This is a genomic window from Ornithinibacter aureus (genome assembly GCF_009858245.1).
GTDB lineage: Bacteria > Actinomycetota > Actinomycetes > Actinomycetales > Dermatophilaceae > Fodinibacter > Fodinibacter aureus.
Genome location: NZ_VMSB01000001.1, coordinates 1,359,166 through 1,384,012, shown reverse-complemented (window position 1 = coordinate 1,384,012; position 24,847 = coordinate 1,359,166). Strand labels below are relative to the sequence as shown.

The following is a 24,847-nucleotide window of genomic DNA, read 5'->3' as shown; positions in this document are numbered from 1 at the left end:
TGCGGTGCGTGCGCTCAGGCGTTGGGCTTGCGGCCGTGGTTGGCCTTGTTGCCCTTGCGCGAGCGACGCTTGCGGGCGCGCTTGCTCATCAGGCTGCCTTTCGTCGGGGGAGTCGATACGCGTGACTGCCGCGAAGGGCAGCAACGTTCACGAATGATTGTCGCACATCGGTGGCAACAGGAGACCCGACGTCCGTCCCGGTCGTGGGACACTCGAGGTTCAGGGCGCCTGTGGAACGGGGAGGGGCGCTGGATGAGAGGACGGGCGCTGGATGAGAGGACATGTCATGACCCGAATTCGAACGGTGTTCGCTGCCGCAGCGCTGGCCGCGATGGCCCTGGGCGCACCGGCGGTGGCGCATGCGTCGCAGGACGTCCCGGGCGAGCCCGCCGTCGTGGTGAGTGCGGAGGCCGACGAGCTGGTGGTGGTCGTGGACCTGGTGGTCCCGGAGGTCGGGAACGGTGAGGCCGAGACGGGGCTCGGCTGGGGCTGGGGCGGCTGAACCCAGCGTGTGCTGATGTCGACGACTGGCTCTGCGGGGCATCGCCCCACCGTCGGACGAGTCGTGCGTCCGTCAGCGGTCAGCGTCTTCGTTGCCGTCGTCTTCACTGCAGGGCTTGGTGCCACGGCCGCGGCCATCCGCATCGACGGCCTCGTCATCGACGTGGCACTGGCCGTCCTGGTCGTCCTCGCCGTGCTCACGTGGTGGCAGGGGAGCATCGGGCTCACGACGAACAGCGTCAGCCTGTCGTTCTCCAGCATCGTGCTCGTGGCCTCCATGGCCCTCGTGGGACCCGCGGGGGCGGGCATCGTCGGGATCCTCGTGGGCCCGCTCCAGAGGGGCAAGCAGCCGTGGCGGGCTCGCCTGTTCAACACTGGCATGTTCGCCCTGCTGGGGGTGTTCGGGGCCGTCGTGTACCGGGCTGCGGGTGGGGTGGTGGGGGGTGCGGGCCTGCCGGGTCCGTGGGAGATCGTTCGGGCCGTCGGCTTCCCGATCCTCGTCGCCGATGTCGTCCAGGCGCTTGCGAACCTGCTGCTCATCGCCGCAGTCGTCAGGCTTGCCCAAGGGGTGCCGGTCCGCACCCAGATCTGGCGCATGCTGGTCACGAGCGGGCCCAACCAACTCGGGTACGGCGTCATCGCGTTCATCCTCGTGGTCCTCTGGGAACCGGTGGGGCTCGGCCCGGCTGGCGTCGTCCTCGTGCTTCCACCTCTGCTCGTGGCGCGGTGGGCCTTCGCCCAGTACAGCGAGGAGGTCAAGGGTCATGAGCGGGCGCTGGGGGTTCTGGTCGGTGCGGTGGAGTCCAAGGCCCCGCACCTCACGGGGCACAGTGCCCGGGTGGCCCAGCTCAGCGTCCACATGGCCGAGTCCCTCGGACTGCGTCCTGCGGTGGTTGCCGACATCCGGGCTGCGGGGATGCTGCACGACCTGGGCCTGACGACGCTGCCGACGGCGACGGTGCGCCGCGAGTCGATCGGTGCCGGAGCCTCGCTGCGCGACTACCCGCAGCGAGGAGCTCGCCTGGTGCAGGAGGTCAGCTTCCTCGCGGGGTCGGTGGATGCTGTGGCCCACCACCGCGAGGCTCTGGGCTCCGGCGCCGAGGGAGCGGCCCTGGGCTTGGCCGCGCTGGTCGTCGGGCTCGCCGATGAGTACGACCTTCTGACCGAGGTCGGTACCCCTGACGGCCGGGTGCTCACCCATGACGAGGCCATGGCGATCCTGCGAGCCCGTTCCCCGAGGGACCACGACCTGCTGCCGGCCCTCGAGCAGGCGCTCGTGCGCAGGGCAAACGTGGGTGGCGCATGAGTGTCCTGCGTCCGCTCCTCGAGCGACCCAGAGCAGCAGCCCTCCTCACCCTGGGTATCCTCACGATCGCTGCAGCGGTCACGACGTCACTCGGCAGCGCTGGCTGGGCATCGGGCGTGCACTACCGGACGATTGCGGTGTTCGTCGTCGCCCTCGTGGCCGGAGAGCTGGTGCGTCTGCGGATGCCGAGCAGGAGGGAAGCCGCGCCGCTCGCCTCGGCATCGGCGCTGGCACTCGCGTTCGTCGGGGACATCGCGGGCGAGCCGACCTTCGACGTGCCCTCCGGAGTCGTCGTGCTGATCGTGGCGACGGGTCTGGTCCTCGCGGCGGTGGTGCGCAGGACCTTCGGTCGTGTCGTGCGGGTCGACCAGATGGCTGCCCGCCTCGTCGGCGTCGGTGTAGCCGCCTGGTTGGCGCGGGCAGCGAGCCCGTGGGGGCTGCCGCTGTGGGAACTCGACGACGGTGAGCAGGTGCCCCTCCCGGTCGTGGCTGCCGGCCTCCTCGTCATTGCCGCCGTCGGCCTCACCGTCGAGATCGGTCTGTCGTCCGCGGTGCGCTCGGAACGTCAGCGCACGGCCTGGACCTCCGCACTGCGCGACGAGGTCGGAGAGGTGGCCCCGCTGACCTATGCGGTCATCACCACGGGCCCGATGGTGGCGCTCATGGCACCGCAGCTGGGCCTGCTCGCCCTCCCCGTCGCGCTGTTCCCCCTCGCCATCACGTACGTCGCCGTGGACCGGGCCTCGAGGAACCGGGAGATCTACCGACAGACGATCGCCATCCTCTCGGTTCTCACCGAGGCGGGTGGGTACACCCCGTCGGGGCACGCTGAGCGGGTCGCGCTGTCCAGCGTACGGATGGGCCGGGTGCTCGGCCTGTCAGGTCGTGAGCTGCGGGACGTCGAATACGCGGCACTCCTGCATGACCTGGGCCAGATCTCGTTGACCGAGCCCATACCCGGGGGTGCCACGGTGCTGGCTGCACCGAGTGACCAGCTGGAGATCTCCAGCGAAGGCGCTCGGATCATCCGTCGGGCTTCAGGGCTGGAGGACATCGCCTCGATCGTCGAGTCGGTGCCCACCCCGTACCGGCGGGTGCGCGAACTCGGCGAGGACGTCGCTCTCGGGAGCCGGATCATCAAGGTGGCCAACGCCTATGACGACCTCACCCAGGGGGACTCGGGAGCCTCGGCCATCGACGCCGCGCTCGAGCGGATCCAGCTGGGTCTGGGGTACGAATACGACCCCGAGGTCGTGACGGCGCTTGCCGTGGTGACGTCGGCCACTGCCCCCGGCCGGTCTGGGCCCGGGGCCCGTGAATCGCGTTAGCATCTGAGGTCGCTCGTCCCCCGCCTCGGCACGTGCCCGCCGAGCTGGCCCACACACCCACCCGAGAGCTGCCCTGCCGTGGATCGCCTGACGCCCGTCGTCTTCTCCGACGCGTGGGGATCGCACGTCTCGATCGCCAGCCTGCAAGGGCGTGACATCCCGAGCCCGGAACCGGAGTCCGAACTGTGGATGGGTGCCCACGAGGGCGGCCCGAGCGGCACCGATCGCCCGGGCAACCCAGACCTCGCCGCCGTCATCGCCGCCGATGCCGTCAAGGAGCTGGGGGCTGACTGCATCGATCGGTTCGGCCCTCGGCTGCCGTTCCTGCTCAAGGTGCTTGCGCCAGGGCGTGCCATCTCGATCCAAGCCCACCCCACCGCCGAACAGGCGTGCTCCGAGCGCGCCCGGACCAGCGACGCCGTCTACGTCGACGACTGGGCCAAACCCGAGCTGCTGCTGGCGCTGGCCCCCTTCGAGGTGTTCGTCGGCATGCGCAGCTTCGACGAGGTCGTCGACCTGGCTCGGCGCCTGGACGTCGACCGGTTCACGACGATCGTCGAGCAGGCGTCGGCGGCGGCGGACCCGGTGCACGAGACGCTGGCCCTCGTGCTCGCGACCCCGGCGGAGCACGTCGACGAGTTCGCACGATCGGTCGTCGCCGCCTGTGTCCGGCTCGAGTCGTCGGGAGATGACCTCGGGCACGCGGCCGCCGCCATCGTCGGGGTTGCCGAGGAACACCCCGACGACATCGGCCTCGTCGTCCTGTTGCTCATGCACTACCGCGTGCTCGAGCCGGGGGAGTACGTCGACGTGGCGGCCGGAGTGCTGCACTCGTACGTGCGAGGGCTCGGGATCGAGGTGCTCGCGAACTCCGACAACGTGGTGCGCGCTGGGCTGACCAGCAAGGAGGTCAACGTCGCTGAGCTCCTGCGGATCGTCGACCCGCGCGCCGGAGGCATCGCCGGTCGCGGACGCACGGTGGAGCCTGGCCTCGAGGTCTTCGACAGCGCGTCGGACCGGTTCGTGCTCTACCGGGTGACGCCCGGGCGTGTCCTGCCCGGTGGCCGGGGCCCTCGCATCGCGTTCTGCCTGCGGGGTGCGGTCACCCTTCGCTCGGGCTCCCGGGTGCTCGACCTGGGTGATGCCGAGTCGGCATTCCTGCCCGCCGGTGAGGGAGCGGTCGCTCTCGAGGGCGCCGGCGAGGTCTACGTGGCAAGCGTTCCGCCCCCGTCGTCCTGACCCCTGCTGCAGCAAACCGCTCGGCACACCCGACGGGGGCGTGCCGAGCGGCTGCTGGCAGAAACGTCAGAAGGCCGAGATTCAGGCCTTCTTGGTCTCCCAGAAGATCGTGGCGATCTCGTCGATCTTGGCGAGCAGCTCGTCGGCCTTCGCCGCGTCGAGCTCGCCCTTGGTGCCGGAGGCGCCAGCAAGCTTGGTGGCCTCGTTGACCAGGGTGTGCAGCTCGGGGTACTTCTCGAAGTGCGGGGGCTTGAAGTAGTCGGTCCACAGCACCCACAGGTGGTGCTTGACCAGTTCGGAGCGCTGCTCCTTGATGACGATCGCACGGGTGCGGAAGTCGGGGTCGTCGTTGTCGGCGACCTTGGCGATGATCGCCTTGATCGACTCGGCCTCGATGCGGGCCTGAGCGGGGTCGTACACGCCACAGGGCAGGTCGCAGTGGGCGGAGACATCGGTGATGCGGAACAGCGACAGCATGGTCTCTCTCCTGAGGATGTGGGGATCTCGCGGTCCCCATCAACCTACCTCAGCGGCCGCCACACACGACCGACGACGACGGCGACGATGTCCTCGCTCGCGAGTGAACCGACGTCGAAGGACGTCAGCCCCTGGGCAGCGTTGTCGGAGTCGATCCACCACCGGGTCGAATCGTCCGGGTCGGGGCCGGTGATCCGCTTGACCGACAGCGGTCTCGGGGTGCCAGCGGAGTCCGGGGGCAGCCGGACGACGGCGACCTGACCGGGGCGCGGATGCCGCCCACGCACCACGAGCAGGACGTCACCTTCGCGGTGGGTGGGCAGCATCGAGACCCCCCGTACCCGCACGAGGGCGGGCAGCGGCATCAGCGACCGGGGTCTCACCGCTGTGCGATGGGGTCCTGGGCGGCGGCGTGTGCGGCCTCCTCCTGGCGCATGCGGGACAGGAAGGCCCGGGTGCGGGCGTGCTGGGGGTTGCCGATGACCTCCGACGGGGGGCCCTGTTCGACGACGACGCCGGCGTCCATGAAGACGACGCGATCGGCGACCTCGCGGGCGAAGCCCATCTCGTGGGTGACGACGATCATCGTCATACCGCCTTCGGCCAGGTCACGCATGACCTTGAGCACCTCACCGACGAGTTCGGGGTCGAGCGCGCTCGTCGGCTCGTCGAAGAGCATGAGCTTGGGGTCCATCGCCAGGGCCCGCGCGATCGCCACTCGCTGCTGCTGCCCGCCGGACAGCTGCGACGGGTAGGCGGCCGGCTTGTCGGACAGCCCCACCTGCTCGAGCAGTTCCAGGGCACGAGCCGTCGCCTCGGCCTTGCTGACGCCCTTGACCTGGGTGGGGGCCTCGATGATGTTCTCGAGCACCGTCTTGTGCGGGAACAGGTTGAACCGCTGGAAGCACATCCCGATCTCGCGGCGCTGTCCCGCGATCTGCTTGTCGGTGAGGTGGTGCAGCACCCCGCCGCGGTCCTCGTAGCCCATGAGGTCGCCGTCGACCCAGATGCGGCCGCCGTCGATGGTCTCGAGCTGGTTGATGCAGCGCAGGAACGTGGTCTTGCCCGACCCCGACGGGCCGAGGAGCACGACCACCTCGCCGCGGGCGACGTCCATGTCGATGCCCTTGAGCACCTCGTTGCCGTGGAACGCCTTGGTGACGTTGACGGCGTGGACGAGCGGTGCGGCATCCGAGCCGGTTCGGGCCGTGGAGTCGGCCATCAGTGGTCCGCCCCGATCTTGGTGAGCTTGGCCTGGGTCTTCTTGGGGACTGCTCCGAAGCCACGGCCGTAGTAGCGCTCGAGGCGGGACTGGCCGACCATGAGGATCGAGCAGACGATGAGGTACCAGATGGTCGCCGCGACGATGCCGGGCATGATCTGGAAGCTGCGCTGGCCGAACTGGTAGCTCTGGTAGAACAGCTCGACGATGACGGGGACCGCTGCGAGCAGTGAGGTGTCCTTGACCATGGCGATGGTCTCGTTGCCGGTGGGTGGCACGATGACCCGCATCGCCTGGGGCAGCACGACGCGGCGCATCGTCTTGCCGGGGGGCATGCCGAGCGCCTGGGCGGCCTCGGTCTGGCCCTTGTCGACCGACAGGATGCCGGCGCGGGCGATCTCGGCCATGTATGCGGCCTCGGACAGACCCAGGCCGAGGATGCCGACCCAGATGGTGCTCGAGATGCTGTTGTAGTCGAGCTGGAAGAACGTCAGACCACCCTCGATGCCCAGGGCGTTGCCGATCTGCTGACCGAACGGCACCCCGATGTCGAACACGGGGTAGAGGAAGCCGATGCCGGTGCCGAGGAGCACGAGCAGGACGTAGCGGGGGATGGCCCGGAAGAACCAGGTGTAGACGAACGCGACCCCGCGCAGTACCGGGTTGGTCGACAGTCTCATGACGGCGAGCACGACCCCGAGCCCGATGCCGAGGATCATCGCCCCGACCGTGCCGAAGATGGTGCCCTTCCACAGGCCCTCGATGACGGGGCTCTGCTGCATGATCTCGAACGCGAAGGGGAAGTTCCACTTCTCGTTCGTGAGGAACGAGCTGGCCATCATGGCGGCGAGCACCGCGATGACGGCCATGGCCACCCACCGCCAGGGGTGCCGGACCGGCCGGGCCTCGATGCGGCCCGGCCGGTCCTGCGTGGTCGACGTCATGACGTCAGGAGACCGTCGGGTTCACGGCGAAGTCGTTGATCGCGCCGCCCTCGGTCTTCCACTTGGTCAGGATCTCGAGGTACGTGCCCTCGGACTCCAGCTGCTTGAGCGCCTCGACGATGGCCTCACCGAACGCGGTGTCCTCCTTCTTGAGGACGTAGCCGTACGGGGCCGAGTCGTACTGCTCGCCGAGCAGTTCGAGCTGCCCACCGGTCAGGTCGACCGCGGCGATGGCCGGCGGGAGGTCGACGAGCATAGCGTCGGCCTTGCCCGACTGAACGCTGGCGGTCACCTTGGCCTGGTCGGCGTCGACGAGGACGTTGATCTCCGGCTTGCCGGCATCCGTGCACGCCTTCTGGCGGGCGGGCAGGTCGACGTCGGCCTGCACGGTGCCCTTCTGCACGGCCACGGTCTTGCCGCACGCGTCGTCGGGGTTGATGGCCTTCGGGTTGCCCTTCTGGGTCACCCACTGGGTGCCGGCCTTGAAGTAGCTGACCATCGTGGCCTGCGCCATGCGCTTGTTGTTCACCGTGAAGCTCGAGACACCGACGTCGTACTTGCCGCTCTGGACGCCGAGGATGATCGCGTCGAAGGCGGAGGGGACCCACTCGGTCTTGACCCCGAACTTGGCCATGACCGCGTCGAAGAGGTCGACGTCCATGCCGATGACGGTCTTGCCGTCGGCGTCGAGGAACTCGTTGGGCTGGTAGGTGGCGTCGGTGCCGATCTTGATGACGCCGGCGCTCTTGATGCTCTCGGGGAGCTTGGCGACCAGGGCCTCGTCGACGGTCGGGGCGCTCGTCGAGGCTTCGGGAGTGGCGCTCGCGTCACCCTCGGAGAGGGAGTCGGAACCACAGGCGGTCAGGGCGAGGGCGGTCGAGGCGACGGCGGCCAGGGCCAGCGCGCGGGTGCGGAACATGTGCGTCCTTTCACGGGGGCGTGCCGCAGGGGTGCGACGCGGCACGGGGGTACGAGGGCGATCCTGCCACCGCCGGGCCCTGCGCACGTCACGCCTGGGTAACAACATGGGCAACGGATTCCGTGGTCCGCGGACGCGACGGGGGTCACACCGTGGACCCTGTGCTGGACCCGGCGAGCGTGTCATGATGGCGCGCAGCGCAGCCACCCCCGCGCCCTGCGAGCCGTTCGGAACCTCACCCCTTCCCCGGATGCCGCGCCGCCCGCCGTCGTCGTGGGCGCTTCCACCCCCCGCGCGTCTGCTGCTGACGCGTCGCCCCGAAGGAGCTGCCTCTCATGGCTGCGTCGCCCCTCGTCCCTTTCGTCGACCCGGAGAGCCCGGTCTTTCGTGCTCACGAGGGCGGCAAGCTCGGGGTACACGCGACCAAGCCGTTGCGCGACCGGGACGACCTCTCGCTGCTCTACACGCCCGGCGTCGCCGAGGTGTCGCTGGCCATCGCGGCCGACCCCTCCCTGTCGAGCCGGTACACCGCACGCGGCAACACCGTGGCCGTCATCAGCGACGGCACGGCGGTGCTCGGTCTCGGCGACATCGGCCCGCTCGGGGCCATGCCGGTCATGGAGGGCAAGGCGGTGCTGTTCAAGCACTTCGCCGGCATCGACGCCGTGCCGGTGGTCATGGAGACCGGCACCGTCGACGAGCTCGTCGAGGCCATCGCCCGGATCGCCCCGTCGTACGGAGGCATCAACCTCGAGGACATCTCGGCACCACGCTGCTTCGACATCGAGGAGCAGCTCAAGGACCGCCTCGACATCCCCGTCTTCCACGACGACCAGCACGGCACGGCGATCGTCGTCCTCGCGGGGCTGCTGAACTCCATGCGGGTGTTGGACCGTCGACTGCCCGAGCAGCGGGTCGTCGTCTCCGGGGCGGGTGCAGCCGGGGTCGCCGTGACCAAGCTGCTCCAGCGGGCCGGGGTGCGCGACGTCGTCGTCTGTGACTCGCGCGGCATCATCGCACCGTCGCGCCAGGACCTCACCGGCCACAAGAGCCGGCTCGCGGCCTCGACCAACCCGCGCGGCCTCTCGGGCCGGATCAGCACCGCCCTGACCGGCGCCGACGTCTACATCGGGGTGTCCGGTGGCACCGTCCCGGAGGACGAGGTGGCTCTCATGGCGCCGGGCGGCATGGTCTTCGCGCTCGCCAACCCGACGCCCGAGGTTCACCCGGACGTCGCGCACCGGCACGCGGCCATCGTGGCCACCGGCCGCTCGGACTTCCCGAACCAGATCAACAACGTGCTGGCCTTCCCCGGGATCTTCCGTGGCGCCCTGGACTCCGGAGCCCCCCGGATCACCGAGGCGATGAAGCTCGCGGCCGCCCACGCGATCGCTGACCTCGTCGAGGAGCCGAGTGTCGAGTGCATCGTGCCCTCGGTGTTCCAGGAGGGCGTCGCCGACGCCGTTGCCTCAGCCGTGGTGGCCCTGGCCAGGAGTGGCAGGTGAGCTGACCCCGGTGGTGGGCGGACGGCATCCGGACCAGGGATGCCGTCCGCCCGCCGTCAGCGGGGGAGTTCGGCGAGGGTGGCCGCCCAGGCCGTGCACGCGGCGTAGGTCGGGAGGAGACCGGACGCCGCCGCGTCGGCGAGGGTCGGGGCCGCCTCGTCCTTGGCCGACAGCAGCGGCTCGATGCCGTCGGGCAGGGTGAGGGCGACCTCGGCGTCCAGCGGGTGGATGCCGTGCTCGCCGGTCGGGTTGTAGGTGGCCGTGCAGAGGTACATGGCCGTGGTGTCGTCCTCGAGCGCGCAGAACGCGTGCCCCAGCCCCTCGGAGAGGTACACCGCCCGCCGGTCGGTGGTGTCGAGGGTGACCGCTTCCCACTGCCCGAACGTGGGGGAGCCCACCCGCACGTCGATGACGTAGTCGACGAGGGACCCGGTCAGGGCCGTCACGTACTTGCCCTGCCCGGGGGGGACGTCGGCGAAGTGGATGCCACGGACCGTGCCCCGCGCCGAGACCGAGACGTTGGTCTGCACGATGTCCGGCCGGTGCCCGAGGTGCTCGGCGAGGCGGTCGCCACGGAAGGATTCGAGGAAGACCCCCCGGTCGTCGGGGAACTGCCGCGGGGTGACGACGAAGGCGCCAGCGATGGACAGCGGCTCGATGTGCATCAGGAGCCCGACCGTCCCCGCGCGAGGCAGGCGTGCAGGTAGGTCCCGTACCCCGACTTCAGGAGGTCGTCACCGAGGGCGGAGAACGCCTCGTCGTCGATCCAGCCGGCCCGCCAGGCGATCTCCTCGACGCAGCCGATCTTGTAGCCCTGCCGGGCCTCGACGACGTGGACGAACTGGCTGGCGTCCATCAGGCCCTCGAAGGTGCCGGTGTCGAACCACGCCGTGCCGCGGGGCAGCACGGTCACGGTGAGGTCGCCGCGGCGCAGGTAGGTCTCGTTGACCGCAGTGATCTCCAGCTCACCTCGGGGGCTGGGCTCGAGGCTGCGCGCGATCTCGACGACGTCGTTGTCGTAGAAGTACAGGCCCGGCACGGCGTACTCCGATCGGGGGTTCTCGGGCTTCTCCTCGATGGAGAGCACGGTTCCGTCGGCGGCGAACTCGACGACACCGTAGGCCGAGGGCTCGCTCACGTGGTAGGCGAAGATGTGGCCCCCGCGCACGTCGGTGAGCGAGCGCAGCGCGGTGCCGAGGCCGGTGCCGTGGAAGATGTTGTCGCCGAGCACGAGGCCGACCGAGTCGCTGCCGATGAAGTCCGCGCCGATGACGAAGGCCTGGGCGAGTCCGTCGGGGCTCGGCTGCACGGCGTACGACAGCTCGATGCCCCAGGCGCTGCCGTCGCCGAGGAGGCGCTGGAACTGCTCGAGGTCCTGCGGGGTCGTGATGAGCAGGACCTCGCGGATCCCGGCCATCATCAACGTCGACAGCGGGTAGTACACCATCGGCTTGTCGTACACCGGCATGAGCTGTTTCGAGATGCCCCGGGTGATCGGGTGCAGTCGCGTACCGGAGCCGCCGGCGAGGATGATGCCCTTCATGGGCCCGAGCCTAGTCGGCGGGGCCGACGGCGCGCGGCCACTACCCTTGGCGCCATGAAGGTCCTCGTCACCGGCGGCGCCGGGTTCATCGGCAGCAACTTCGTCCACCTCACCCTCGCGACCCGTCCGGACGTGCAGGTCACGGTGCTCGATGCACTCACCTACGCCGGGTCGACGGACTCGCTGTCCGGGGTCGTCGACCGGTTGACGTTCGTCGAGGGGGACGTCGCGGATGCCGCTGTCGTCGACCCGCTCGTCGCCGACGCCGACGTGGTCGTGCACTTCGCCGCCGAGTCGCACAACGACAACTCGCTCGAGGACCCGAGCCCGTTCGTGCGCACCAACCTCATCGGCACGTTCACCCTGCTCGAGGCCACTCGCCGGCACGACGTGCGCTACCACCACATCTCCACCGACGAGGTCTACGGCGACCTCGAGCTCGACGACCCGAAGAAGTTCACCGAGGACACCCCGTACAACCCGAGCTCGCCCTACTCCTCGACCAAGGCCGGCTCCGACCTGCTCGTGCGGGCGTGGGTGCGCTCGTTCGGTCTGCGCGCGACGATCTCGAACTGCTCGAACAACTACGGCCCGCGCCAGCACGTCGAGAAGTTCATCCCGCGCCAGATCACCAACGTCCTCGACGGGGTCCGGCCCAAGCTCTACGGCGCCGGTCTCAACGTGCGCGACTGGATCCACGTCGACGACCACAACGAGGCGGTCTGGACGATCATCGACAAGGGCGTCATCGGCGAGACCTACCTCATCGGGGCCGACGGTGAGGTCAACAACCGCGACGTCGTGCGGATGATCCTCGAGCTGATGGGTCAGGAGCCCGACGCGTACGACCACGTGACCGACCGGGCCGGGCACGACATGCGGTACGCCATCGAGGCGGGTCGGCTGCGCTCCGAACTCGGCTGGTCGCCCCGCTACGAGAGCTTCCGCGACGGTCTCGCCGCGACGATCGAGTGGTACCGCGAGAACGAGGCGTGGTGGCGCCCCCAGAAGGACGCCACCGAGGCCAGGTACGCCCGCACCCAGAAGGTCGTGGCCCCCTGATGGCTCGCTGGTTCGTCGCCGGTGCCGCAGGAATGCTCGGTCAGGACCTGCGCGCGGTCCTCGAGGACGCCGGGCACGTGGTCACCCGTGCTGACCTTCCCGGCCTCGACATCCTCGACCCCGCCCAGTGCGCCGAGCAGGTGGCCGGACACGACGTCGTCGTGAACTGTGCCGCGTACACCGCGGTGGATGCCGCGGAGAGCGACGAGGCCCGAGCCTTCGCCGTGAACGCGGTCGGTGCCGCGAACCTCGCCACCGCGGCCGAGCGGGCGGGCGCCGCCATGGTCCAGATCTCGACCGACTACGTCGTCGCCGGTTCGGGCGACGAACCGTACGCCGCCGACGCACCCGTCGCCCCGGCATCCGCCTACGGCCGTACCAAGGCGGCGGGGGAGTGGGCGGTTCGCGCGAACTGCTCGCGCTCGTGGATCGTGCGCACCGCCTGGCTCTACGGCGCCGGCGGCAAGAACTTCCCGGCGACGATGCAGCGACTGGCCGGTGAGCGCGAGACCCTGACCGTCGTGGCCGACCAGGTCGGGCAACCGACGTGGACCGTCGACCTGGCTGAGGCCATCGTGCGGATCGTCGACGCAGGCGCCCCCTTCGGCATCTGGCACGGGACGTCGTCCGGCGAGTGCTCGTGGTTCGACCTGGCGCGTGCGGTGTTCGAGGAGCTGGGGCTGGACCCGCAGCGGGTGACACCGATCGCGACCGAGGACTTCCCGCTGCCGGCGCCGCGACCGGCGTACAGCGTGCTGTCGCACGACATGTGGGAGACGGCCGGCGTGCAGCCCCTGCCGCACTGGCGCGATGCCCTGCACCGGTCGGCCCCGACGGTCCTGTCGCCCTGAACGCATTCCGTGTGACCCGCAACGGGGCGCAGGATGCGGCGGGGTCGTAGGGTCAGGTCATGCTCGCCGTGACCTGCACCAGCCAGTCGATGACCGACCCCCTGACCGGCCTGACCGTCGGTGAACGCCCCGACCCGATCGTCCCCGACGGGTGGACCACGGTGCGACTGCGCACCGCGGCGCTCAACCACCACGACGTGTGGTCCCTGCGGGGGGTGGGGCTGCCCGCGGATCGGCTGCCGATGGTGCTCGGGTGTGACGGTGCGGGGGTCGACGCCGACGGCAACGAGGTGCTCGTCCACGCGGTCGTCTCGTCCCCCGGGTGGGCCGGTGACGAGACGCTCGACCCCCGGCGCAGCCTGCTCTCCGAGGTGCACGACGGCACGCTCGCCGAGGTCGTCGCCGTGCCGACCCGCAACCTCGTCCCCAAGCCCGAGGGGCTGTCCTGGGAGCACGCGGCCTGCCTGCCCACGGCGTGGCTCACGGCCTACCGGATGCTGTTCACCAACGCAGACGTCCAGCCCGGTTCGACCGTGCTCGTCCAGGGGGCCGCCGGTGGCGTGGCCACCGCTCTGGTGCAGCTGGGCTCGGCGGCCGGGCTGCGGGTGTGGGTCACGAGCCGAGACGCGGCCCGTGGTGAGCAGGCGCTCGCCCTGGGGGCCGACCAGGCGTTCACGAGCGGGGCCCGCCTTCCCGAGCGCGTCGATGCCGTCATGGAGACCGTCGGTGCCGCGACGTGGTCGCACTCGGTCAACAGCCTGCGACCCGGGGGCACGATCGTCATCTCGGGCGCGACCTCGGGCGACGCACCGACCAAGGCGGAGCTGACCAAGATCTTCTTCAAGCAGCTTCGTGTCATCGGGTCGACGATGGGGACGCGAGACGAGCTCGAACGGCTCTCCCGGTTCGTCGTCGACGCCGGCATCGAGCCGCTCGTGGACTCGGTGCTGCCGCTCGCGGACGCCCGGGAGGGTTTCGAGGCGATGGTGGCCGGCCGGGTGAGCGGCAAGGTCGTCTTCTCGATCTGATCACACCTCGCCGCGGTCGAGGCTACTGGGCGGTAACCTGAGGGTCCCCATCCACTACCTGCCATCAGGAGCCACCGTGAACGTGACGTCCACCGAGCACACGGTGACCCTTCACGGGCACACCTTCTCCTACGGCGACAGCGGTAGTGGCCCGGCGCTGCTGTTCATCCACGGCATCCTCGGGAGCCAGCGCCAGTGGGCCCACCTCGTCGACCGGCTGGACGAGGACCACCGCGTCATCGTCCCGGACCTGTTCGGCCACGGTGAGTCGGCCAAGCCGATGGGGGACTACTCCCTCGGGGCGCACGCCGCGACCCTTCGGGACCTGCTGGACCGGCTCGAGATCGAGCGGGTGACGCTCGTCGGGCACTCGCTCGGCGGCGGCATCGCCATGGTGTTCTCCTACCTGTTCCCCGAGCGGGTCGAGCGACTCGTGCTCGTCTCCAGCGGTGGGCTCGGGCGTGAGGTCAGCCCCCTGCTGCGCTCAGCCGCCCTCCCGGGTGCCGAGTACGTGCTGCCGGTCATCGCGTCCGGCTGGATGCGCGACCGCCTGGCCTCGGCCGGCCGTGCCCTGCAGAAGGTCGGGGTGCACCCGGGCTCCGACATCACCCAGGTGTGGCACGGCTTCACCTCCCTCGGGGACGCCGACACCCGCCGGGCCTTCCTCGCCACGACCCGGGCGGTCATCGACCCGGGTGGCCAGAGCGTCACCGCCCACGACTACCTGCCCGAGGTCGCCCCCACCCCCACCCTCGTCGTCTGGGGCACCAAGGACCGGATGATCCCCGCGTGGCACGCGGCCTCGGCGACGTCGTCGATCCCCGAGTGCCGGGTCGAGCTGTTCCAGGGTGCCGGGCACTTCCCCCACCTCGACGACCCCGACCGGTTCGCCGACCTGGTGCGCGAGTTCGTCACCGCCCCTGCAGGCTGATCGTCAGGCGATCTGCAGCCACGGGCCCCAGCCGTGGTGCAGCACGAGCCACGCGATGAGGCCGTAGCCGGCCTGCCCCGGGTGGTGGGCGACGCGGCTCGCGGCCAGGTCGGTGCGCCACTGGTCGTGGCCGGCCAGCGGGGCGAACGAGTCGACGAACGGGACGTCACGCCGGCTGCACACGTCGGCCTGCGCCTCGACGAGCACCTCGAGTCGGGAGTTGAGGTCGGCGTCGTCGGTCGGCGCAGGGCTGACGACGAACGTGCCGACCCCCGCGGTCGCAGCGTCATCGAGCAGGTTCGCGAGGTTGAGCCGGTGCCGCGCGAGGGAGATGCCCTGAAGCACGTCGTTGGTGCCGACGGAGACGACGATGCGCCGTTCGCTGCGCCCTGACCACCGTGACGGGACCTCGGTGGTCCAGCGGTGCAGCACGTCGGCGGAGGTGTCGCCGCGCACCCCCAGGTTGTAGGCCGTGAGCTCGAGGTCGGGGTGCTGGGTGCGGCCGACCACCCGGGTCACCCACCCCTGACCCTTGGGGTCGCCGACCCCCGCGACGAGTGAGCCACCGAGGAAGACCAGCGCGAGGTCGCGCGGACCCTCGGCGACGACCTGGGCCTCGGCGCTCGGCCGGAACTCGAGGGGGGCCTGGCCCTCGTCGGGGTGTTCGTACGACATCAGCGGGTCACTCGTCCTCATCGTCCAGTCGCGCCAGCCAGGTGGCCAGCCGCTCCACGGGCACCTCGAAGTCCGGGTGGAGGTCGACGAACGTGCGCAGCTGCTCCGCCAGCCAGTCGAACGTGACCTCCTCGTCGCCGCGGCGGGTCTGGAGCTCCTCGATGCCACGGTCGGTGAAGTACACGGTGTGAGGTTACCCGCCCGCGGTCGGACGCCGTGCGCCCGGGCGGCGCACGGCATCCGGCGTGTCGACCATCAGCGGTCGAAGGCGCGGGCGATCAGGTCGGCCTGCTCGATCTGGTGCTTCTTCGTCGACCCGGTCGCCGGAGAGGCGGAAGCCGGGCGGCACACCACCGTGGGCATCCGGTTCTCACCGAGTGCCTGCAGGGCCTCGGGCAGGTTCAGCGCGAGGAACGGCCAGGCGCCCTGGTTCTTGGGCTCGTCCTGGACGATGACGACCTCGGCGCCCGGGTACTTCGCCAACTCCTCGGCGAGGTCGGCGGCGGGCAACGGGTAGTACTGCTCCAGACGCAGGATCGCCGTCGAGGTGTCACCGCGCTGATCGCGTTCGGCGAGCAGATCGTAGACGACCTTGCCGGCGGCGATGAGCACGCGGGTCACCTCGCCCGAGGTCGCCCCCGGCGTGTCGCCCATCACCGGCCGGAAGCCGCCGGTGGTGAAGTCCTCCGGGGCCGAGCTCGCGGCCTTCAGGCGCAGCATCGACTTCGGCGTGAAGACGATGAGCGGGCGGCGCGGGCGCGCGTAGGCCTGACGGCGCAGCAGGTGGAAGTAGGACGCCGGGGTCGAGGGGTAGGCCACGGTCATGTTGCCCTCGGCGCACATCGTGAGGAAGCGCTCGATGCGGGCCGAGGAGTGGTCCGGGCCCTGGCCCTCGTAGCCGTGGGGCAGCAGCAGGACGACCGAGGACCGCTGGCCCCACTTCTGCTCCGAGCTCGAGATGAACTCGTCGACGATCGTCTGGGCGCCGTTGAAGAAGTCGCCGAACTGCGCCTCCCACAGCACGAGGGCGTCCGGCCGCTCGACCGAGTAGCCGTACTCGAAGCCCATCGCGGCGAACTCGGAGAGCAGGCTGTCGTAGACCCAGAACTTGCCCTGGCCCTCCCCGAGGTAGAGCAGGGGGGTCCACTCGGCGGCGTTCTCCTTGTCGATGAGCACCGCGTGCCGCTGCACGAAGGTGCCGCGGCGGCTGTCCTGGCCGGCGAGGCGCACCGGGGTGCCGTCGATGAGGAGGGAACCGAAGGCGAGCAGCTCACCGGTGCCCCAGTCGATCCCGCCCTCCCGCGTGCTCGCGGCGCGCTTCTCGAGCATCTGCTTGAGCTTGGGGTGCACGGTGAACCCCGGCGGGATGTCGATGAAGGCGTCGCCGAGGCGGGTGAGCATCTCCGGGCTGATGGCCGTGTGCGTCGACGAGTGCTTGGTGCGGTCGGCACCTCGGGTCTGCGCCGCCGGCGGCTCCAGACCGGTGTGGCCCTCGACGTCGGTGCCCGAGTACGCCGTGTCGGCCGGTTCGGCCTCGGCTTCCTTGAGCGCCGCCTTGGTCTCGACGAAGACCCGCTCGAGCTGCTGCTGGTAGTCGCGCAGCACCACTCCGGCGTCCTCGACGGTGATGTCACCACGGCCGATGAGGGACTCGGTGTAGAGCTTGCGGACGCTGCGCTTGGCCTCGATGAGGTTGTACATCAGCGGCTGGGTCATCGACGGGTCGTCGCCCTCGTTGTGACCGCGGCGGCGGTAGCAGACCATGTCGATGACGACGTCCTTGCGGAACTCCTTGCGGAACTCGTAGGCGAGCTCGGCCACGCGCACGCACGCCTCGGGGTCGTCGCCGTTGACGTGGAAGATCGGCGCCTGGATCATCCGGGCCACGTCGGTGGAGTACGTCGAGGAGCGTGACGAGCTCGGCGAGGTCGTGAAGCCGACCTGGTTGTTGATGACGACGTGCACCGTTCCGCCGGTGCGGTAGCCGCGCAGCTGCGAGAGGTTGAGCGTCTCGGCGACGACTCCCTGCCCGGCGAAGGCGGCGTCACCGTGCAGCAGCACGGGCAGGACGGTGAAGTCCTCACCGGCGAGGTTGAGGCGGTCCTGCTTGGCCCGCACGATGCCTTCGAGCACCGGGTTGACGGCCTCGAGGTGCGAGGGGTTGGCGGCGAGGTAGACCTTGGTGGTCGAGCCGTCCTCACCGGTGAAGGTGCCCTCGGTGCCGAGGTGGTACTTCACGTCACCCGACCCCTGGACCGATCGGGGGTCCTGCTTGCCCTCGAACTCGCGGAAGATCTGTCCGTAGGACTTGCCCGCGATGTTGGCGAGGACGTTCAGACGGCCGCGGTGCGGCATCCCGATGCAGACCTCGTGCAGCTTGTCCTCGGCGGCCCGCGAGAGCACCCGGTCGAGCAGCGCGATGACGGACTCGCCACCTTCGAGGGAGAAGCGCTTCTGCCCGACGAACTTGGTCTGCAGGAAGGTCTCGAACGCCTCCGCCGCGTTCAGCCGGCGCAGGATGCGCAGCTGCTCCTCACGGGTGGTTTTGGCGTAGCCGACCTCGATCTTCTGCTGGATCCACTGGCGCTGCTCGGGGTCCTGGATGTGCATGTACTCCACGCCGATGGAGCGGCAGTACGAGTCGCGCAGGATGCCCAGGATCTTGCGCAGCTTCAGGAACGGCTGTCCGCCGAAGCCACCCGTCGCGAAGGTGCGATCGAGGTCCCACAGGGTCAGGCCGTGGGTCGTGACGTCGAGGTCCTCGTGGCGGCGCTGCTTGTACTCGAGCGGGTCGGTGTCGGCCATGAGGTGGCCCCGCACGCGGTAGGCGTGGATGAGCTCCTGGACGCGCGCGACCTTGTTGATGTCGTCGTCGTGCGAGGTGTCGACGTCCTGCACCCAGCGGATCGGCTCGTAGGGGATGCGCAGGCTCTCGAAGATCTCGTCGTAGAAGCCGTGCTCGCCGAGCAGCAACGAGTGCACGATGCGCAGGAAGTCGCCGGACTGGGCGCCCTGGATGATGCGGTGGTCGTAGGTGCTCGTGAGGGTGAGGATCTTGCTCACGGCGTTGCGGTTGAGCGTCTCCAGGCTCGCGCCGGCCCACTCGGCCGGGTACTCCAGCGCCCCGACGCCGATGATCGTGCCCTGGCCCTGCATGAGCCGCGGCACCGAGTGCACCGTGCCGATGGTGCCGGGGTTGGTCAGCGAGATCGACGTGCCCTGGAAGTCCTCGACCGTCAGCTTGCCCGCACGGGCCTTCTTGACCATTTCCTCGTAGGCGGTCCAGAAGTGCGCGAAGTCCATCGTCTCGGCGGCCTTGATCGACGGCACGAGCAGGCTGCGGGTGCCGTCGGGCTTGGCCAGGTCGATGGCCAGGCCGAGGTTGACGTGCGCGGGGGTGATCAGCACCGGCTTGCCCGCGGCGTCGTGGCCGAAGCCGTTGTTCATCGCGGGCATGACGCCCAGTGCCTTGACGAGTGCGTAGCCGATGATGTGGGTGAAGCTCACCTTGCCGCCGCGGCTGCGGGCGAGGTGGTTGTTGATGACGATGCGGTTGTCGATGAGCAGCTTCGCCGGGACCGCTCGCACCGACGTCGCGGTGGGCACCTGGAGCGAGGACTCCATGTTGGTGACGACCCGGGCGCTCGCCCCGCGGATCGGGGTGTGGGCGGCGTCGCCGAGCGGACCCGAGGCCTGGGGCGCGGCCGCCTCGCGAGGCTTGGGGGTGGATGCCGCAGGGGCGGGTTCGTTGCGCGCGGGCGCGGGGGCAGGCGCGGATGCCGCGGGCGCGGCTGCCGCTGCAGGCGCGGGCGCCGCTGCGGGCGGGGGAGTGGCGGCCTTGGCAGCCGGCGTTGAACCGTTGGCAGGCGGTGCGGTGGGCGTGGCAGCAGGAAGCGGTGCGGCGGCAGCCGGAGCAGCGGGAGCAGCAGCGGGCGCGGCACGGGTGGCCGCGGCCGCGGCGCCCCGTCCCAGCGCGGCCTCACCCGGCGCGTAGTCCTTGAAGAAGTCCCACCACGCTCGGTCGACGCTGTTCTTGTCCTTTTGGTATTGCTCGTACAGCTCGTCGACCAGCCATTCGTTGGGTCCGAAGGTCGTGAGGGGGTCGCTGGACGGGGACTGCTCGGCCACGGAGGATGCGCCTCTTTCTGGGCTCGGCTCTGAGGGTGGTCCGGCCTAGGGTATCCCCGCTCCCGGGGCGACAGCGGCCCGAAAGGATGAGCGGTTGACCACGTGCGACGGCCGGTATGCCGCACGGGCGGCATACCGGCCGCCGACACCGGCGCTGAGGGGGCTCAGCTGATGTCGGCCCGGGTCGTGCGCCAGATGCCGAACCCGGAGAGCAGCGCCGCGTACCCGGCCAGCACCAGCGCCGCTGCCCACCACTCGAGCCGGACCTCGTCGGGTGATGACTGCACCGCGTTGACCACGGCATTGGTGGCGGACGTCGGCATGTACTGGGCGATGTTCTCGCGGCCGAACTCCCAGAAGGTCATCGCGAAGTTCAGCAACGGCTCCACGATCCAGGCGACACCGATGCCGATGAGCAGCGCCGCGACCTGGTTGGGAATGAGGATGCCGATCCCCAGCCCGATCAGCGCCCACAACCCGAGCACGAGCAGGCTCAGGGCAAGAGCCCGAAGCACTTCGGTGGACGGGAACGGGTCCTGCCCGCGCAGGTTGAGGATGATCGCGCCGACGCTGACCGAGCCGAGCAGGCTGATGAGGCCGTAGACGACGCCGATGCCGAGCAGGGCCACCACCTTGGCGAGCATGGCCCTGAGGCGCTTGGGCGTGGAGAGCAGGGTCGACGTGATCGTCTTGTGCCGGTACTCGCCACCGATCTGCAACACGCCGATCGTCAACAGGAGCAGGTAGCCGACACCCAGCCCGCCCAGGTAGACCGAGTTCGCGATCTGGGTGGCGTCGCCGGTCGGTGCGCCCGGGGTCCCCTCGAGCGCGGCCTCGCTCGTCAGGAGGAACCCGAACAGTGCGGCGAAGGCGGCGCCGGCGAGGAAGATGCCGACGGCCATGCCCCACCACAGACGGGTGGTGAAGAACTTGCGGAACTCGCTGCGGATCGCGGGGATCACAGGTTCGCCCCTTCCCGGCCGATGACGGCATCCTGCTCGGCAGGTGCAACGCCTCCGGTCACCTCGTTGCGGTTGGTGCCCTCGGTGAGCTGGAAGAACAGCGCCTCGAGGTCGGCCTTGCGCGGCTGGAGCCCGTAGATCGGCAACCCGGCCCGCAGGGCCACGTCACCGATGAGGCGCAGGTCGGTGGTGTCGGCGACGAGCGAGCCGTTGTCGTCGACGGTGCTCGTGACGTCGGCGACGCGAAGCGCGCCGGCGAGCCGGCCGGCATCCGAGGTCTTCACGACGGCACCCGGGGTGCCCTCGAGGTCGGCGATCGAGCCCGAGCGGACGAGCCGACCGTTGGCGATGATGACGACCTCGTCGACCGTCTGCTGCACCTCGGCCAGCAGGTGGCTGGAGACGAGGATCGTCTTGCCCTCGCTGCTGAGGTGCCGCAGGAACCCGCGCAGCCAGCGGATGCCTTCGGGGTCCAGGCCGTTGGACGGCTCGTCGAGGACGAGCACCTTCGGGTCACCGAGCAACGCGGCTGCCAGGCCGAGGCGCTGGCGCATGCCCATGCTGTACTCACCCGCGCGCTTGCGGGCCGCGGCCGGGATACCGGTGAGCTCGAGCAGTTCGTCGACGCGCCCCAGGGGGATCGATCCGGCATCGGCCAGCACACGCAGGTGGTCGCGGCCGCTGCGGCCCGGGTGGAAGTTCGTGGCCTCGAGCGCCGCCCCCACGGTGCCCAGGGGGTTCGGCAGGTCGACGTACCGGTGCCCGTCGATCGTGGCCGTGCCGCTGGTGGCATTCACGAGGCCGAGGATCATTCGCAGGCTGGTGGTCTTGCCGGCGCCGTTGGGCCCGAGGAAGCCGGTGATCCGGCCGGGCTCGACGTCGAAGCTGAGGTCGTCGACGGCGACGAAGGACCCGAAGCGCTTCGTCAGCCCCCGGACCTCGATTCGTGCACCGTCGCTGGTGGTGGCGCTCATCCGCGCACTCGTGGTGTCATGCCTCGATCCTGTCAGGCTCAGGTGGCGAGAGGGTCAACCCGGCGGTGGAACCGGGTCCACCTCGCGGTGGAGCGGTGTCTCGGGATGCAGGCCGAGGGTCCCTGCTCGCCTACGATGGGGCGACTATGACCGAATGGTTGCTGCTGCTCCTCGGCGTCGTCCTCACGGTCGGCACCGCCTTCTTCGTCGCGGCTGAGTTTTCGCTCGTGGCCCTGGACCGGCCCACCGTGCAGAAGGCCGTGGATGCCGGTGAGAAGGGGGCCCGGTCCGTTCTCACCTCGCACCGGCAGCTGTCGACCCAGTTGTCCGCGTGCCAGCTCGGCATCACGCTGACCACGCTGATCCTCGGGTTCATCGCGAGCCCGTCGATCGGTGCCCTGCTGACGGGGCCGCTGCTCAGCCTCGGACTCAGCGACGCCGTCGCCAGTTCGACCGCCTCCGTGCTGGCCATGGTCATCGCGACGTTGTTCTCGATGATCGTCGGCGAGATGGTGCCCAAGACCCTCGCCATCTCCCTCCCACTGGCGACGGCCAAGATCTCCGCCGCGCCAGTGCGCTGGTTCGGCATCTCGATGAAGCCGATGATCGCCCTGCTCAACGGGGTCGCCAACCGCACTCTGCGGGCGCTCGGCATCGAGCCGCAGGAAGAGCTCTCCGCCGCCCGCAGCCCTGCCGAGCTCGCATCGCTCATCCGGTCGTCCGCCGAGGCGGGCACGCTCGATGTCGGCACCGCCAGGCTGGTCACGGCATCCCTCGGTTTCGCCGACCAGACCGCCGCCGACGTCATGACACCGCGCTCGCGGGCAACGTCGATCGATCGGGTGGCGACCGCGGCCGAGCTGGTGGCCCTGGCTCGCCGCACCGGCCACTCCCGCTTCCCCGTCGTCGGCTCGGACTGGGACGACATCGACGGCATCGTGCACGTGAAGAAGGCCATCGCCGTGCCCTACGACCGCCGCGGGGACGTGCCGGTCTCGGCGCTGATGGTGCCACCCGTGCTCGTCCCCGAGACGCTGCGCCTCGACCCGTTGCTCGTCCAGCTGCGCGAGGGCGGCATGCAGCTCGCCGTCGTCGTGGACGAGTACGGCGGCACGTCGGGCATCGTCACGCTCGAGGACCTCGTCGAGGAGATCGTCGGTGAGGTCAGCGACGAGCACGACCGCTCCCAGACCACCGCGCGGGCGCTGAAGGACGGGTCGTGGACCGTTCCAGGCCTCTGGCGCCCCGACGAGGTGCGCTCGCGGGTCGGGGCCGCCGTGCCCGAGGGTGCGGCCTACGAGACCATCGGCGGGTGGGTCATGGCCGAGCTCGGCCGCGTGCCCATGGTGGGTGACGAGGTCGTCGTCGACGGCTGGACCGTTCGCGTGCTCGACATGGACGGGCACCGGGTCGACCGACTTCGCCTGCGGCCACCCGTGGCCCCTGTGGGTGAGGATGCCGTCCGCAGCGGTTCCGCTGCCGCCCGCACCCACGCGGGGGGTGCGGCATGAGTGTGACCACGATCCTGCTCACCGTGGCGCTGCTCGCCGCCAACGGCTTCTTCGTCGGTGCCGAGTTCGCCGCGATGTCCGCCCGCCGCAGCCAGCTGGAGCCTCTCGCCGAGGCAGGGAGCAAGCGGGCACAGACGGCACTGGACGCCATGCAGCACACCGGCATCCTGCTCGCCACGTGCCAGCTCGGCATCACCGTGTGCTCCGTGCTGCTCGGTGCCATCTCGGAGGCTGCGCTGCACCACGCGCTGACGCCGATCTTCGAGGACCTCGGCCTCTCGTCGGTCGTCGCGGACGTCGTGGCTCTCGGCCTGGCCCTCGGCCTCATCGTCTTCCTGCACGTCGTCTACGGCGAGATGATCCCCAAGAACATCTCGATCGCCCGCCCGGAGCGCTCCGCCCTGGCCCTCGTGCCACCGCTGGTGATGGTCTCCAAGATCGTCGCGCCGATCATCCACGCGATGGACTGGCTGTCCAAGGCGCTGATCCGGCTGTTCGGCGTCGAACCCAAGGACGAGCTGGCCACGGCCTTCACCGCCGAGGAGGTCGCGCACATCCTCAACGAGTCGCGCGACGAAGGCCTGGTCGAGGACGAGCACTACGAGCGGCTCGGCGCGGCGCTGGAGTTCAGCGACAAGGACGCCGCCGACGTCGGTGTGCCGGTCTCCTCGCTCATCACCGTGGGCCCCGAGGCGACCCCGGCCGACATCGAGCGGCTCGTGGCCAAGCACGGGTTCTCCCGCTTCCCGGTGCGGGACGCCGCGGGGGACCTCGGCGGCTACCTGCACCTCAAGGACGTGCTGTACGCCGACGAGACGGAGCGGGGCGAGCCGGTTCCGGCCAAGCGCGTGCGCCGGATGGCCAACGTCCGCCGCGACGACGAGGTCGAGATGGTGCTCGGGGTCATGCAGGCCACGGGTTCGCACCTGGCCCGGGTCGTCGCGGCCGACGGCTCGGTCGTCGGCGTGGTGTTCCTCGAGGACGTCCTCGAAGAGCTCGTCGGCGAGGTCTCGGACGCCTCGCAGCGCTGACCCCCCGGGCTTGGGAACGGGCTCGGGCCAGGGCTGGGCTCATCGCTCACCGACCGTCTCGTGGCAGCCCTTGCCGTCGGCCGGTTCCCGGAGGACCATGACGGGATGAGGGGGCTTCGGGCGGTGCTCGCGCTGGCGCTGGTGCTCGCCCTGGGTGGGTGCGGTGCGTCGGGCGGGTTCCCGGGGCTGGGGAGCGGTGGGGAGTGCCCGGGCGTCGCGCGGCCGCTGTCCGAGCTCAGCACGTCCGCGGACTCCGCGAACGTGTTCCTGTACGTCACCAACCAGTCCTTCGAGGACCCCGTCGTGAGGGTGGTCGTCGACGTCGAGGATCAGACGGTGGTGGATCAGGCTTTCGACGTGTGTGGTCAGCACAACTGGGTTGCCTTTCCGCTGGCGCTGCCCACCGGGTGGCACGACCTCTCGATCAGCACCCACGGTGACGTCGTCACCCGGTCCCGGGTCGACGTCCCGCCGTCGCCGGGCAAGCGGTGGGTCGTGGTGTCCTACTGGACCGACCCGGAGCGGTCGGTGGACGTGAACGTGAGCAGCGAGCCAGTCGGCTTCGCCTGACTCGACTCACGCGAGCCCTTGTGTGCTCCCAGTGGCGACGCCTGTTGGCAGGCCCGGGGCCCCCGGCAGGAGCCGCCGGGCGTTGTGCCCCCGGCAGGAGCCGCCGTCGCAGCCCGCTCCTTCGTCGCGGTCTGCTCCGG

Annotated in this window: 25 protein-coding genes; 12 read left to right on the top strand and 13 right to left on the bottom strand. The window is 70.2% G+C overall.

What is annotated here, in order from left to right; translation table 11 throughout:
- Positions 1-14: 14 nt before the first annotated feature.
- Positions 15-89 carry a 50S ribosomal protein bL37 gene (locus C8E84_RS18500; RefSeq protein WP_009775747.1) on the bottom strand — a complete coding sequence of 25 codons (75 nt, stop codon included), beginning with the start codon at positions 87-89 and terminating at the stop codon, positions 15-17.
- A 197-nt stretch (positions 90-286) separates the two neighbouring features.
- On the opposite strand from C8E84_RS18500, the gene C8E84_RS06525 reads away from it, so the two are divergent.
- From C8E84_RS06525 to manA, 4 genes are all read left to right on the top strand, one after another.
- A complete protein-coding gene (locus C8E84_RS06525; RefSeq protein ID WP_159900517.1) occupies positions 287-502 on the top strand; it encodes a hypothetical protein in 216 nt (71 codons plus the stop codon).
- A 15-nt stretch (positions 503-517) separates the two neighbouring features.
- Entirely contained in the window at positions 518-1,807 is a 1,290-nt protein-coding gene (locus C8E84_RS06520) for an HD-GYP domain-containing protein (RefSeq protein WP_159900515.1), read from the top strand.
- Positions 1,804-3,135: an HD-GYP domain-containing protein gene (locus tag C8E84_RS06515; RefSeq protein WP_159900513.1), complete on the top strand. Its 1,332-nt coding sequence runs from the start codon at positions 1,804-1,806 to the stop codon at positions 3,133-3,135. The genes C8E84_RS06520 and C8E84_RS06515 overlap by 4 nt, the downstream gene beginning before the upstream one ends.
- A 78-nt stretch (positions 3,136-3,213) precedes the next feature.
- Positions 3,214-4,374 carry a mannose-6-phosphate isomerase, class I gene (gene manA, locus C8E84_RS06510; protein WP_159900511.1) on the top strand — a complete coding sequence of 387 codons (1,161 nt, stop codon included), beginning with the start codon at positions 3,214-3,216 and terminating at the stop codon, positions 4,372-4,374.
- A gap of 81 nt (positions 4,375-4,455) precedes the next feature.
- Here the strand turns inward: manA and sodN are convergent, their stop codons facing one another.
- Genes sodN through C8E84_RS06485 form a run of 5 tightly spaced genes read right to left on the bottom strand, consistent with a single transcriptional unit; the run spans position 4,456 to position 7,936 of the window.
- Positions 4,456-4,851, bottom strand: a complete 396-nt coding sequence (gene sodN, locus C8E84_RS06505; protein ID WP_159900509.1) for a superoxide dismutase, Ni — start codon at positions 4,849-4,851, stop codon at positions 4,456-4,458.
- Positions 4,852-4,895: 44 nt separating this feature from the next.
- Positions 4,896-5,216 carry a S24 family peptidase gene (locus C8E84_RS06500; protein WP_159900507.1) on the bottom strand — a complete coding sequence of 107 codons (321 nt, stop codon included), beginning with the start codon at positions 5,214-5,216 and terminating at the stop codon, positions 4,896-4,898.
- Between the two features lie 14 nt (positions 5,217-5,230).
- On the bottom strand, positions 5,231-6,073 hold the full coding sequence (locus C8E84_RS06495; protein ID WP_159900505.1) for an amino acid ABC transporter ATP-binding protein: 843 nt from the start codon (positions 6,071-6,073) through the stop codon (positions 5,231-5,233).
- Positions 6,073-7,017 (bottom strand): amino acid ABC transporter permease, encoded by a 945-nt coding sequence (locus tag C8E84_RS06490; RefSeq protein ID WP_159900503.1) that lies wholly within the window; start codon positions 7,015-7,017, stop codon positions 6,073-6,075. Before C8E84_RS06490 ends, C8E84_RS06495 begins: the two co-directional genes overlap by 1 nt.
- A gap of 4 nt (positions 7,018-7,021) precedes the next feature.
- On the bottom strand, positions 7,022-7,936 hold the full coding sequence (locus C8E84_RS06485) for an ABC transporter substrate-binding protein (RefSeq protein WP_159900501.1): 915 nt from the start codon (positions 7,934-7,936) through the stop codon (positions 7,022-7,024).
- Between the two features lie 335 nt (positions 7,937-8,271).
- Here C8E84_RS06485 and C8E84_RS06480 point away from each other — a divergent pair, with 335 nt between their 5' ends.
- Positions 8,272-9,441 (top strand): NAD(P)-dependent malic enzyme, encoded by a 1,170-nt coding sequence (locus C8E84_RS06480; protein ID WP_159900499.1) that lies wholly within the window; start codon positions 8,272-8,274, stop codon positions 9,439-9,441.
- A gap of 56 nt (positions 9,442-9,497) precedes the next feature.
- Here C8E84_RS06480 and C8E84_RS06475 read toward each other — a convergent pair whose 3' ends face one another.
- Together C8E84_RS06475 and rfbA are read right to left on the bottom strand one after the other, a co-directional pair.
- A complete protein-coding gene (locus tag C8E84_RS06475) occupies positions 9,498-10,106 on the bottom strand; it encodes a dTDP-4-dehydrorhamnose 3,5-epimerase family protein (protein WP_159900497.1) in 609 nt (202 codons plus the stop codon).
- Positions 10,106-10,984: a glucose-1-phosphate thymidylyltransferase RfbA gene (gene rfbA / locus C8E84_RS06470; RefSeq protein ID WP_159900495.1), complete on the bottom strand. Its 879-nt coding sequence runs from the start codon at positions 10,982-10,984 to the stop codon at positions 10,106-10,108. The genes C8E84_RS06475 and rfbA overlap by 1 nt, the downstream gene beginning before the upstream one ends.
- Positions 10,985-11,038: 54 nt before the next feature.
- Here rfbA and rfbB point away from each other — a divergent pair, with 54 nt between their 5' ends.
- The 4 genes from rfbB (at position 11,039) to C8E84_RS06450 (ending at position 14,856) form a co-directional block, all read left to right on the top strand.
- Positions 11,039-12,046 carry a dTDP-glucose 4,6-dehydratase gene (gene rfbB, locus C8E84_RS06465; RefSeq protein WP_159900493.1) on the top strand — a complete coding sequence of 336 codons (1,008 nt, stop codon included), beginning with the start codon at positions 11,039-11,041 and terminating at the stop codon, positions 12,044-12,046.
- On the top strand, positions 12,046-12,897 hold the full coding sequence (rfbD, locus tag C8E84_RS06460; RefSeq protein WP_159900491.1) for a dTDP-4-dehydrorhamnose reductase: 852 nt from the start codon (positions 12,046-12,048) through the stop codon (positions 12,895-12,897). Before rfbB ends, rfbD begins: the two co-directional genes overlap by 1 nt.
- Positions 12,898-12,956: 59 nt before the next feature.
- On the top strand, positions 12,957-13,925 hold the full coding sequence (locus C8E84_RS06455) for a zinc-binding dehydrogenase (RefSeq protein WP_159900489.1): 969 nt from the start codon (positions 12,957-12,959) through the stop codon (positions 13,923-13,925).
- A gap of 76 nt (positions 13,926-14,001) precedes the next feature.
- A complete protein-coding gene (locus tag C8E84_RS06450; protein ID WP_246196820.1) occupies positions 14,002-14,856 on the top strand; it encodes an alpha/beta fold hydrolase in 855 nt (284 codons plus the stop codon).
- Between the two features lie 3 nt (positions 14,857-14,859).
- Here the strand turns inward: C8E84_RS06450 and C8E84_RS06445 are convergent, their stop codons facing one another.
- From C8E84_RS06445 to C8E84_RS06430, 5 genes are all read right to left on the bottom strand, one after another.
- On the bottom strand, positions 14,860-15,531 hold the full coding sequence (locus tag C8E84_RS06445) for a GDSL-type esterase/lipase family protein (protein ID WP_159900487.1): 672 nt from the start codon (positions 15,529-15,531) through the stop codon (positions 14,860-14,862).
- Positions 15,532-15,538: 7 nt separating this feature from the next.
- Positions 15,539-15,715, bottom strand: a complete 177-nt coding sequence (locus C8E84_RS17640; protein WP_170296268.1) for a DUF6104 family protein — start codon at positions 15,713-15,715, stop codon at positions 15,539-15,541.
- Between the two features lie 71 nt (positions 15,716-15,786).
- Positions 15,787-19,659 (bottom strand): multifunctional oxoglutarate decarboxylase/oxoglutarate dehydrogenase thiamine pyrophosphate-binding subunit/dihydrolipoyllysine-residue succinyltransferase subunit, encoded by a 3,873-nt coding sequence (locus tag C8E84_RS06440; RefSeq protein WP_159900485.1) that lies wholly within the window; start codon positions 19,657-19,659, stop codon positions 15,787-15,789.
- A 164-nt stretch (positions 19,660-19,823) separates the two neighbouring features.
- Positions 19,824-20,621: an ABC transporter permease subunit gene (locus C8E84_RS06435; RefSeq protein ID WP_159900483.1), complete on the bottom strand. Its 798-nt coding sequence runs from the start codon at positions 20,619-20,621 to the stop codon at positions 19,824-19,826.
- Positions 20,618-21,595: an ABC transporter ATP-binding protein gene (locus tag C8E84_RS06430; RefSeq protein ID WP_159900481.1), complete on the bottom strand. Its 978-nt coding sequence runs from the start codon at positions 21,593-21,595 to the stop codon at positions 20,618-20,620. The genes C8E84_RS06435 and C8E84_RS06430 overlap by 4 nt, the downstream gene beginning before the upstream one ends.
- Before the next feature lie 146 nt (positions 21,596-21,741).
- On the opposite strand from C8E84_RS06430, the gene C8E84_RS06425 reads away from it, so the two are divergent.
- The 3 genes from C8E84_RS06425 to C8E84_RS06415 all read left to right on the top strand — a co-directional run bounded on the left by C8E84_RS06425 (position 21,742) and on the right by C8E84_RS06415 (position 24,707).
- A complete protein-coding gene (locus C8E84_RS06425; RefSeq protein ID WP_159900479.1) occupies positions 21,742-23,106 on the top strand; it encodes a hemolysin family protein in 1,365 nt (454 codons plus the stop codon).
- Positions 23,103-24,137 (top strand): hemolysin family protein, encoded by a 1,035-nt coding sequence (locus C8E84_RS06420; protein ID WP_159900477.1) that lies wholly within the window; start codon positions 23,103-23,105, stop codon positions 24,135-24,137. The genes C8E84_RS06425 and C8E84_RS06420 overlap by 4 nt, the downstream gene beginning before the upstream one ends.
- 105 nt (positions 24,138-24,242) lie before the next feature.
- On the top strand, positions 24,243-24,707 hold the full coding sequence (locus C8E84_RS06415; protein WP_159900475.1) for a hypothetical protein: 465 nt from the start codon (positions 24,243-24,245) through the stop codon (positions 24,705-24,707).
- Positions 24,708-24,847: the final 140 nt, after the last annotated feature.

What these genes read in the sequence shown, in the direction of transcription:
- C8E84_RS06525 (WP_159900517.1), top strand. Translation starts at nt 287, where the DNA reads ATGACCCGAATTCGAACGGTGTTCGCTGCCGCAGCGCTGGCCGCGATG.
- C8E84_RS06520 (WP_159900515.1), top strand. Translation starts at nt 518, where the DNA reads ATGTCGACGACTGGCTCTGCGGGGCATCGCCCCACCGTCGGACGAGTC.
- C8E84_RS06515 (WP_159900513.1), top strand. Translation starts at nt 1,804, where the DNA reads ATGAGTGTCCTGCGTCCGCTCCTCGAGCGACCCAGAGCAGCAGCCCTC.
- sodN (WP_159900509.1), bottom strand. Translation starts at nt 4,851, where the DNA reads ATGCTGTCGCTGTTCCGCATCACCGATGTCTCCGCCCACTGCGACCTG.
- C8E84_RS06500 (WP_159900507.1), bottom strand. Translation starts at nt 5,216, where the DNA reads ATGCCGCTGCCCGCCCTCGTGCGGGTACGGGGGGTCTCGATGCTGCCC.
- C8E84_RS06495 (WP_159900505.1), bottom strand. Translation starts at nt 6,073, where the DNA reads ATGGCCGACTCCACGGCCCGAACCGGCTCGGATGCCGCACCGCTCGTC.
- C8E84_RS06490 (WP_159900503.1), bottom strand. Translation starts at nt 7,017, where the DNA reads ATGACGTCGACCACGCAGGACCGGCCGGGCCGCATCGAGGCCCGGCCG.
- C8E84_RS06485 (WP_159900501.1), bottom strand. Translation starts at nt 7,936, where the DNA reads ATGTTCCGCACCCGCGCGCTGGCCCTGGCCGCCGTCGCCTCGACCGCC.
- C8E84_RS06480 (WP_159900499.1), top strand. Translation starts at nt 8,272, where the DNA reads ATGGCTGCGTCGCCCCTCGTCCCTTTCGTCGACCCGGAGAGCCCGGTC.
- C8E84_RS06475 (WP_159900497.1), bottom strand. Translation starts at nt 10,106, where the DNA reads ATGCACATCGAGCCGCTGTCCATCGCTGGCGCCTTCGTCGTCACCCCG.
- rfbA (WP_159900495.1), bottom strand. Translation starts at nt 10,984, where the DNA reads ATGAAGGGCATCATCCTCGCCGGCGGCTCCGGTACGCGACTGCACCCG.
- rfbB (WP_159900493.1), top strand. Translation starts at nt 11,039, where the DNA reads ATGAAGGTCCTCGTCACCGGCGGCGCCGGGTTCATCGGCAGCAACTTC.
- rfbD (WP_159900491.1), top strand. Translation starts at nt 12,046, where the DNA reads ATGGCTCGCTGGTTCGTCGCCGGTGCCGCAGGAATGCTCGGTCAGGAC.
- C8E84_RS06455 (WP_159900489.1), top strand. Translation starts at nt 12,957, where the DNA reads ATGCTCGCCGTGACCTGCACCAGCCAGTCGATGACCGACCCCCTGACC.
- C8E84_RS06445 (WP_159900487.1), bottom strand. Translation starts at nt 15,531, where the DNA reads ATGTCGTACGAACACCCCGACGAGGGCCAGGCCCCCCTCGAGTTCCGG.
- C8E84_RS06430 (WP_159900481.1), bottom strand. Translation starts at nt 21,595, where the DNA reads ATGAGCGCCACCACCAGCGACGGTGCACGAATCGAGGTCCGGGGGCTG.
- C8E84_RS06425 (WP_159900479.1), top strand. Translation starts at nt 21,742, where the DNA reads ATGACCGAATGGTTGCTGCTGCTCCTCGGCGTCGTCCTCACGGTCGGC.
- C8E84_RS06420 (WP_159900477.1), top strand. Translation starts at nt 23,103, where the DNA reads ATGAGTGTGACCACGATCCTGCTCACCGTGGCGCTGCTCGCCGCCAAC.
- C8E84_RS06415 (WP_159900475.1), top strand. Translation starts at nt 24,243, where the DNA reads ATGAGGGGGCTTCGGGCGGTGCTCGCGCTGGCGCTGGTGCTCGCCCTG.